Below are 9,231 nucleotides of genomic sequence, written 5' to 3' on the forward strand. Positions count from 1 at the left end.
CAAGCCGGGAAACTCGTTGCCGACGGTCAGTCGACCAGCGAATTGATCTGGATGATATGGTCGCGCTGCGGGCCGGTGCCGATCACGGAGATACGGCAGCCGGACAGTTCCTCAAGACGCTTGACGTAATCCTGACAGGTCTTCGGCAGATCATTGAAGTCGTGGATTTGGGAAATATCCTCGTCCCAACCCGGCATGGATTCGTAGATCGGCTTCGCTGCCGCGAATTCGGACTGATCAGTAGGCATATCGTCGCGGCGTTCGCCGTTGACATCATAGGCCACGCACAATGGGATTTCCTTCAGGCCGGTAAGCACGTCGAGCTTGGTGAGCACGATGTCGGTCAGGCCGTTGACCTGAGCCGCATAACGATTGACGACCGCATCGAACCAGCCACAACGACGCGGACGGCCGGTGGTCACGCCGTACTCGTGGCCCTGGGCTCGCAGCCATTCGCCTTCCTCGCCGAACAGCTCGGTCGGGAACGGTCCTTCGCCCACGCGGGTCACGTACGCTTTGGAAACGCCGATCACGCGGGTGATCTTGGTCGGGCCGACACCGGTACCGGTGCATGCGCCGCCGGCAGTCGGGTTGGAGGACGTGACAAACGGATATGTGCCGTGATCCACGTCGAGCATAGTGGCCTGGCCGCCTTCGAACAGCACGGTCTTGCCTTCGTCAAGTGCCTTATTGAGCACCAGCGAGGTGTTGGCCACGTACGGCTTCAAACGTTCGCCGAGCTTGAGCAGCTCATCCGTGGTTTCGTTCACATCAATCGGACGACGATTGTACAGCTTCACCAGCATCTGGTTCTTCTGATGCAGGCTTGCCTCAACCTTGTCGTGCAAATGCTCAGCATTGAACAGGTCGTGCACGCGGATGCCCACGCGATTAATCTTGTCGGCATACGCAGGTCCGATGCCGCGACCGGTGGTACCGATCTTGTGCTTACCCAGGAAACGTTCCGTCACCTTATCAAGCACACGATGATACGGCGCAATAATGTGCGCACCCTCACTCACCAGCAGTCGGGAGCAGTCCACACCGCGGCTTTCCAAGCCGTCGATCTCTTCGAAAAGCACTTCAGGATCAACAACAACACCGTTGCCGATAACCGGAGTCGCGGTCGGGCTGATGATGCCGGAGGGCAGCAGGTGCAGCGCATACGATTCGTCGCCGACCACCACGGTATGGCCCGCATTGTTGCCGCCGTTGAAGCGGGCAACATAGTCGACCTTCGTGCCGATCAGGTCGGTCGCCTTACCCTTGCCTTCGTCTCCCCACTGGGCACCGATCAAAACAATTCCAGGCATGTTGTTGCACCTCCGCGCGTATGCGATTTCGCCTCAAAGCCTTACCAAGGCCTTACAAAGACTATCCTGCGCCCTCTACCGGATATCTGCCGGATATGCACCGATCGGCCGTTGAAACTAGTCAGTTCCATCGTTTTCGTCTCATACAACGCGACACACCCACCGTGCCGCCACACGCCGCATGCATTACGCGGCGCGTGCGGCATCACACTACTTCAACGCCTTGCCCGCGCTGCCAAGCTGCCTGCAAGCCTCCACCACGCGTGCGGCCATGGCGCTTTCCGCTTCGCGCCCCCACGAACGCGGGTCGTACATCTTCTTGTTGCCCACCTCGCCATCGATTTTGAGCACCGAATCATAGTTGGAGAACATGTGACCGGCCACCGCACGGCTGAATGCGTACTGCGTATCGGTGTCGATGTTCATCTTCACCACGCCGTAGCTCACGGCCTGCGCGATCTCCTCCGGCGCGGAGCCGGAACCACCGTGGAACACCAGGGCGAACGGCTTACCGGGAGCGACATCCAGCGAGTGCGCGGGGTCGGGCATTTCGCCGGCCTTAATCGCGAGCGCGACCGTGGTCTGGATTTCGTCGAGCAGTTCGGGGCGCAGTTTCACCACGCCCGGTTTGTATGCGCCGTGCACGTTGCCGAAGGTGAAGGCGGCCATGTAGCGTCCGCGCTCGCCAAGGCCGAGTCGTTGCGCGACGGCGATGCCTTGCGCGGGCGTGGAATACAGTTTGTCGTTGATTTCGGCGCTGTGCCCGTCTTCTTCGCCGCCGACCGCGCCGATTTCGATTTCCAGCACGGTGTGCGCGGCTTGGGATTTGTCGAGCAGTTCTTCTGCGATGTCGAGGTTTTCACCCAGCGGCACTGTGGAACCGTCCCACATGTGTGACTGGAAGGTCGGTTCCTGACCGTGCTTCACCTGTTCGGCTTCATGGTCGAGCAGGGGGCGCACCCATTCGTCCAGATACTGTTTGGCGCAGTGGTCGGTGTGCAGGGCGATGGTGATGTTGGGGTATTTCGCCGCGACTTCGTGCGCGAAGGCTGCGAAGGCAAGCGAGCCGGTGACGCGGTCGTTGACGCGTTGCCCGGAGAAGTAGGCGGCGCCGCCTACGGAGACCTGGATGATGCCATCGGATTCCGCCTCGGCGAAACCTTGGAGTGCGGCGTTCAGGGTCTGTGTGCTGGTCACATTGATCGCGGGATAGGCGTAACCGCCGCGGCGTGCGGCGTCCAGCATTTGCGCATAACGTTCCGGCGTTGCAATAGTCATGCCTCCATTATCGCCCGACCCTATCCCACTTATCATGTGACAACATTCGCCATCTTTCCTTTCCGTTTTCCCGACCGTCCGCTCCATATCCAGGTCGCCCGCCCCACTAGGGCCATATGCCGAGCGTTTTCGTCTCATATCCCGACATTTGCGGGACCGACCATTAAACAGGGCGAAACCATTGCGATCGTTCCATCGGAAGTCATAGAATATCCACCGGATCGCGCGACGAAGAGCCCAACCGGGTATTCCCGCACGGGCATGCCGCCGCACGTAGATGTTGCGACCAATACCCGCGAGGAGACTTGATGCACCAGGTTTTCGCCATCTTCCTTCGAGACGTGAAACGCATTCTGAAGAACCCAGTGGCGCTCGTCGTCACGCTGGGTGTGGCCATCATCCCATCACTGTACGCATGGTGCAACATCCTCGCCAACTGGGACCCGTACGCGAACACGGGCAACATCCAGGTCGCTGTGGCGAACGAGGACAAGGGCACAACCTCCACGCTGGTCGGTCATCTCGACGCTGGCCAGCAAACCGTCAACCAGCTTAAGAAGAACCATCAGCTCGGCTGGCGTTTCGTTCCCGAGCAGCAAGCCATCGAAGGCGTGGAATCCGGCAAATACTATGCGGCGATCGTACTGCCGGAAGACTTCAGCTCCAGACTAATCGGCACCGTCACTGGTAAAGGCGACCGACCGTCGATCACGTACTACATCAACGAAAAGCTGAACGCGATCGCGCCGAAAATCACCGATACGGGTGCGACCACGATCGACGAGCAGATCAACACCACTTTCGTTTCCAGCGTGGCCGACGCCGTGGCGAAGGAAGTGAAGGAGGCAGCGGGAGAAACCACCGGCAGCATGAAAAGCGCGCAAAGCGACGTCATCAACGATCTGACCGACACCATCAACCAGCTCGAAACCGTCCAACAGCAGCTGCGCGGCACGCGTTCCACGCTCGACAAGGCCCTCACCACCATCGATTCGGCCAAACAGTCCAACATCGCGCTCGCCTCGGGAATCACCAACTCGCTTGACACCGTCGGCAAGGCGTCCGACTTGCTGAGCGAGACGCGCACACAAACCGAACGATTCTCGAACACGCTGGTCGGAGCGCTCGACAACGGCAGCACGCAACTGTCCGGTCTGCAGGTCAACGTGAGCAATGCCACCGGCACCGTGCTCAGCGGACTGAACACCACGCAGGACGCGCTCGACCAAGTGTCCAGCACCATGCATCACGTCAACACCACCACCGGCAATGTGCTCGACGGCGTGGAGAAGGCGTTGCAGGCCAGCCAGCTGGATCCGAACAGCCAAACGTATAAGGATCTTTCCGCGCAACTCGCCGAAGCCCGCAAACAGCTGACGTTCCAGCAGCAGCGCATCGACGCCTTCGATCAGGACACCACGGCTGCGATCAACGCGGGGAAGAACACCGCGAACGGGTTCAACGACGATGTCACCACGCTGGCGAAAAACGGCACGGCGTCGATGGCGAGCGCACGCACGACCATCACCGGCACGGTCATGCCGAATCTCAACACCGGGCTCGATACACTCAGCCTGGCCAATGGGTCGCTGTCCGGCACGCTTACCACGCTGCAAAGCACACTGGAACAGGGCAACGGGCTGCTCGACCAGTTGTCGCGCACCGTGACCCAAACGAACACCACCATTGCTGGCACGCAGACGCAGCTCGCCAATCTCGCCAAACAGCTCAACACCACGCGCACCGATGTGGCCGCGTTGAGCAGTTCGGCGATGTTCCAGCAGCTTTCCCAAGCGCTCGGACTTGACGCGAGCGAGGTCGGCTCGTTCGTGGGCGAGCCGGTGCATTTGGACGAACAGGTCCTCTACCCGGTCAAAAACTATGGTTCCGCGGTCACGCCGTTCTACACGAATCTTGCGCTATGGGTCGGCGGATTCGTGCTCGTCGCGATCTACAAGCTTGAAGTGGACCGCGATGAGAAGATCCGCATGTACACGCCACGCCAAGGCTATATGGGCCGTTGGCTGCTGTTCGTCACGGTCGGATTCCTGCAGGCGATCATCGCCACGATCGGCGATCTCGCGCTGGGCATCCAATGCGAGCATCCGTTCCTGTTCATCCTCGCCGGCATTTTCGCCTCGTTCGTCTACGTGAACATCATTTACGCGCTCGCCGTGGCGTTCCGGCATATCGGCAAGGCCGTCGCCGTGATTCTGGTGATCATCCAGATTCCGGGCGCGGCAGGCCTCTACCCCATCGAGATGATGCCGGAATTCTTCCGCCGTCTGAAACCGTTCCTACCGTTCACCTACGGCATCAACGCGATGCGCGGGCCGATCGGCGGCATGTATGCCAACCATTATTGGATCGACATGCTCTCGCTGTTCTGGTATCTGCCTGTGGCGCTGTTCATCGGCTTGGTCGTCCGCAAGCTGGCGTTGAACCTCAACCGCCTGTTCGACAACCGTCTGGCGGACACTGATCTGATGATCACCGAACATAACGAAGGCACGGTGGAACCGTTGCGGCTCACCGAGACCGCGCAGCAGATCGCCGAGGAGTTCCCCGAACTCGCCCGCAGACGGGCGATTCATTTCTTCCGCCTGTACCCGCGCCTGGTGCGCTGGGGATTCCTCGCGCTGGCGGTACTGCCGTTCGTGTTTCTGCTGTTGCTATTCATCACGCGCATGAAGCTCGCCATGCTGCTCGGTTGGATCATTTCGATCATCGCCATCGACACGTATCTCATCGTGGTGGAGTATCTGCGCGAACGGTATGCGAATTATCTGGGCGAGGAAGCGATGAGTGCGGAAGAGTTCCGCAGCGCGATCCTGCACGAGAACCTGCTATTCCGGCCGGGCATGCATTACAAGCCGATGCATGCCGTACGCACGAGGCTGTATGAGGCTGCGCATGGTGGTTCGGCCGGACATGCGCCTGAACATGCGGCTGAGTATGAGGCTGGAAACACGGACGGAAATGCTGGCAGGAGTCTGCGTGAGGAGGGGAACGAACAGTGAAAATAATCTGGGGCATCTTCAAGCGGGACATGTGCCACGCCACCCGCAACGTGATCGCCGTGATCGTCTCGATGGGCCTGGTGGTGGTACCGGCGCTGTACGCCTGGTTCAACATCGCGGCCAGCTGGAACCCCTACGGCAACACCAAGGCATTGAAGGTCGCCGTGGCCAATAACGACAAGGGTTACAAGTCGGATCTCATACCGGTGCGCGTCAACGTGGGCGAAACCATCATCAGCACACTGCACGCCAACGACCAGCTGGACTGGCAATTCGTGAAAAGCGACAAGGCAATCGACGGGGTGAAATCCGGCGAATACTATGCGGCGATCGTAATTCCGAAAGGTTTCAGCGCCGACATGATGACGCTGTTCTCCCCCGACATCAAACACGCGCAGCTCAAGTACTATCTGAACGAGAAAATCAACCCGATCGCCCCGCATATCACCGATCAGGGCGCGACAACCGTGGTCAACACAATCGACAAAACCTTCGCCAAAACGATTGCGCAAGTCGGACTCGACCTGGCCTCAAGCATCCTACACTATTCGCAAAGCCCGCAAATGGCCGAATACATGCGCAACCTCAACGGCAATCTCACCACCATGGCGGATACGCTGAGCGGCGCATCGCAGCAGGTAACGTCGTATTCGCAGCTGCTCGGCTCGGCGAACGACATCGTGGATTCCACGGGCAAACTGCTCGCCTCGGCGACCAAGGCGGGCAAACAGGCCCAGAACGCGTTGAAGCAAGGCAAATCAGGTGCCACGTCGTTCACTTCGGCAGGTGCGAACGTCACCTCCTCAGTGAACACCGCGCTCGACCAGGTGTCAGGCGCGTTCGACCAAGTAGCTGCCAAGGTGAACAAGGCGTTCGACGCGATCGGCAAGGACTCAGACACCGCAGCCAGCCAGTTGACAACGTTGAGCGAACAAGTCTCCAGCAGCGAATCGCTGTACGACACGTACATCACAAGCCTCAACCACATGCACGAATCGGTGGAACAACTACCGGACAGTGATTCCGCGAAACAGGCGCTGCTGGAAGCCATCGACCGGGAGATCACGCTGCTGGAAGCCGCCAAAGGCGATTCGCAGAAGCTCGCGCAGCAGCTGAAAGACGCTTCCACGCAGGTCACGCAGGATACCGCAGCCGCGGAACGCTCCCGCAAGGAGATCCTGAACCGCATCACCTCCGCGAAGCAGTCGATCAGCAATGTGCGCGACGATTACGCCACGAACGTCAAGCCGAAAATCGACGCGCTCGCCTCCACAGTCAGCACGCTGATCTCCCAAACCGACAGCATGATCACCCAGCTGAGCGGCACCGCCGACGATCTGGACGATGTGACGGGCGATGTGGGGACGAATGTGACATCCATCCGTTCCACGCTCGGCGCGATCGCGAAGAAACTCGACTCGTCGGCAGCGACGGTGAAGGAGCTGATCACGAAGCTGGAGACGGGCGGGAACGCCGGTGACGGCAACAGCGATGGTGGAGACGGTGACAACGACGCCAGTTCGTCCGATTCGGGTGAATCGGACGAACTACGTGCACTGGCCACCGCCAACGCGTCCACACTGTCCACGCTGATTTCCGCGCCCGTCGCACTGCAGCGCGTCTCAGTGTACCCGATCGCGAACTACGGTTCGGCCATGGCGCCGTTCTATACGATCCTGTCAATCTGGGTGGGTGCGATCATCCTGTGCGCCATGCTGAAAGTGACAATTTCGGACCGCGAGAAGGCGCATGTGCTGGGCTTGGGCGACACGCTGCCGCGCGTCGCCGGCCCGTCCGGCCCGGGGAACGCCTCACGTTGGGGACTGCGCCTCGACCACGAGTATTTCGGACGGTACGCGATCTTCGCACTGCTCGCGTTGCTGCAGGGCACACTGGTTTGCCTGGGTGACATGTATTTCCTTGGCGTGCAGGCGAATCATGCGCTGCAGTTCCTTGCCGTGGGGTGGCTTGCCGCGCTCGTGTTCTCGAATATCGTGTATACGCTGACCGTGTCGTTCGGCGATATCGGCAAGGCCGTGGCCGTGGTGCTGCTGGTGATGCAGGTCGCCGGTTCGGGCGGTACGTTCCCTATCGAGACGCTGCCGAAGTTCTTCCAAATGCTCTACCCGTTCCTACCGTTCCCGCACGCCATCGATGCCATGCACGCCGCGATGGCCGGATCGTACGGCAATGAGTACCTGCTTGACATGGTGTATCTCGCCTTGTTCCTGATTCCTTCGCTGCTGCTGGGATTGGTGTTGCGCAAGCCGGTGATCCGGTTGAACAACTGGGTGAGCCGCAATCTGGAATCCACCAAGGTGATGTGACGAGGTGGATTTGAACGGGCTGGTTTAAGCCGGTTTAGATCGGTTTCGGCTGGCACACATGGACGCGTCATTGGCGACGCATCACCATCACCGCCAACGGCAACACACACCAAATACCAGCCGACAAAAACCTAAGCTAGCGTGGATGCGTAGGGCATTGTCCTGCCCAGTCACTTCCCTTACGTACCGCTGCACCATCCCGGCGCTCCTCTGCGCCGCCACTACCCCACATGTCGCATCCTCACACACCAACAAGCGTCCGATTCTGCAGAATCGGACAATCAGCGGCGTCGCACAAACCACACGTTGATCAGCGAGCCGACCACCACCAGCGCGACACCGATCCAGAATGGCATGCCCAACGTCACGCCCAATAGGAGCGTGCTGGAAGCAGTGGAGAACAGCGGCGTCGCATACGAACCGATCGCAAGCGTTTCCATACTGCCATGTAGCATGCCATACCCCCAGCACGCGTAGCCGCCAGCAATCGACGCGGCACATGCGAGCAGCGCAATATAGCCACCGATGCCAGGCGCTACAGCTGGCAAACCGTCGCCCGAAACGAAATGGATAATCCACAGCACAACAGCAACGCAACAGAAGAAAATCGTCGTACCATCGTAACCATCGGACATCGATGGCGTCACGGTCGCGTAAATCGCCCAAATAAAGGCGCCTGCGAACGCGAGCGCGTACGGCAATGGATTGCTGGCGATATTGGCAACCGCTTCCTGCACGTCAAGGTTTTCACCGCCGACCGCCATTGCCACGCCGACGGTGGCTACGATTGCACCCGGCAGCGCTTCGGAGACCGAGCCGCGTTTGTGCGACACGGCGGCGGTCATCAGTACCAGCAGCGTCGGCCACAAATAATTGACGAGGCTGACTTCCACAGATTGCGCGTTCGTTGTGGCCAGACCGATCGACAGCGAGATCGACGTCTCGTATGCAATGAACATGAGTCCGCCTGCGACGAGGTACTTGCGTGGCGCTTGGCTAATCGGTTTCGGCCGTCGCACGATGAGCAGGAGCATGCCGCCGACAGTGTAGATGAGCGCCGAGCCGAGCGTGGCGCCGAACGATTCGGAAACGAGTCGCACGAGGCCGGCCATGAAGCCCCACAGGACGATTGCGAACAGGCCGATGAGTGTCGCCGCGTGTGATATGGCATGACCAAATAGGGGGGTACTGGGGCGTTCGCCTGCGGATTCGGCGGGAAGTTTCTGATCCGTATTCACGGATTCCAGCCTACCTGCCGCCCACCCCGCATGTCCGATTCTGCAGAAACGGACA

Annotated in this window: 5 protein-coding genes; 2 read left to right on the forward strand and 3 right to left on the reverse strand. The window is 59.8% G+C overall.

From position 1 onward, the window contains the following. Positions 1–26: 26 nt before the first annotated feature. Both Q5H33_RS07440 and fbaA read right to left on the reverse strand, forming a co-directional pair. On the reverse strand, positions 27–1,313 hold the full coding sequence (locus tag Q5H33_RS07440) for an adenylosuccinate synthase (protein ID WP_022244668.1): 1,287 nt from the start codon (positions 1,311–1,313) through the stop codon (positions 27–29). Between the two features lie 210 nt (positions 1,314–1,523). Then, entirely contained in the window at positions 1,524–2,591 is a 1,068-nt protein-coding gene (gene fbaA, locus Q5H33_RS07445) for a class II fructose-bisphosphate aldolase (protein ID WP_033499608.1), read from the reverse strand. 308 nt (positions 2,592–2,899) lie between these two features. On the opposite strand from fbaA, the gene Q5H33_RS07450 reads away from it, so the two are divergent. Both Q5H33_RS07450 and Q5H33_RS07455 read left to right on the forward strand, forming a co-directional pair. Continuing rightward, on the forward strand, positions 2,900–5,611 hold the full coding sequence (locus tag Q5H33_RS07450) for a YhgE/Pip domain-containing protein (RefSeq protein WP_138266687.1): 2,712 nt from the start codon (positions 2,900–2,902) through the stop codon (positions 5,609–5,611). After that, the gene (locus Q5H33_RS07455) at positions 5,608–7,938 is read left to right on the forward strand and encodes a YhgE/Pip domain-containing protein (RefSeq protein WP_181974406.1); all 2,331 of its coding nucleotides are present in this window, start codon (positions 5,608–5,610) and stop codon (positions 7,936–7,938) included. The genes Q5H33_RS07450 and Q5H33_RS07455 overlap by 4 nt, the downstream gene beginning before the upstream one ends. Positions 7,939–8,219: 281 nt before the next feature. On the opposite strand, the gene yddG is transcribed toward Q5H33_RS07455, so the two are convergent. After that, positions 8,220–9,104, reverse strand: coding sequence for an aromatic amino acid DMT transporter YddG (gene yddG / locus Q5H33_RS07460; protein WP_302423819.1), 885 nt, complete (start codon positions 9,102–9,104; stop codon positions 8,220–8,222). Between the last annotated feature and the right edge of the window lie 127 nt (positions 9,105–9,231).

Origin of the sequence: uncultured Bifidobacterium sp., assembly GCF_959020145.1 — a bacterium.
Taxonomy (GTDB): Bacteria; Actinomycetota; Actinomycetes; order Actinomycetales; family Bifidobacteriaceae; genus Bifidobacterium.

Coding starts and splice junctions, on each gene's coding strand:
- Q5H33_RS07440 (WP_022244668.1), bottom strand. CDS start 1,313: ATGCCTGGAATTGTTTTGATCGGTGCCCAGTGGGGAGACGAAGGCAAG.
- fbaA (WP_033499608.1), bottom strand. CDS start 2,591: ATGACTATTGCAACGCCGGAACGTTATGCGCAAATGCTGGACGCCGCA.
- Q5H33_RS07450 (WP_138266687.1), top strand. CDS start 2,900: ATGCACCAGGTTTTCGCCATCTTCCTTCGAGACGTGAAACGCATTCTG.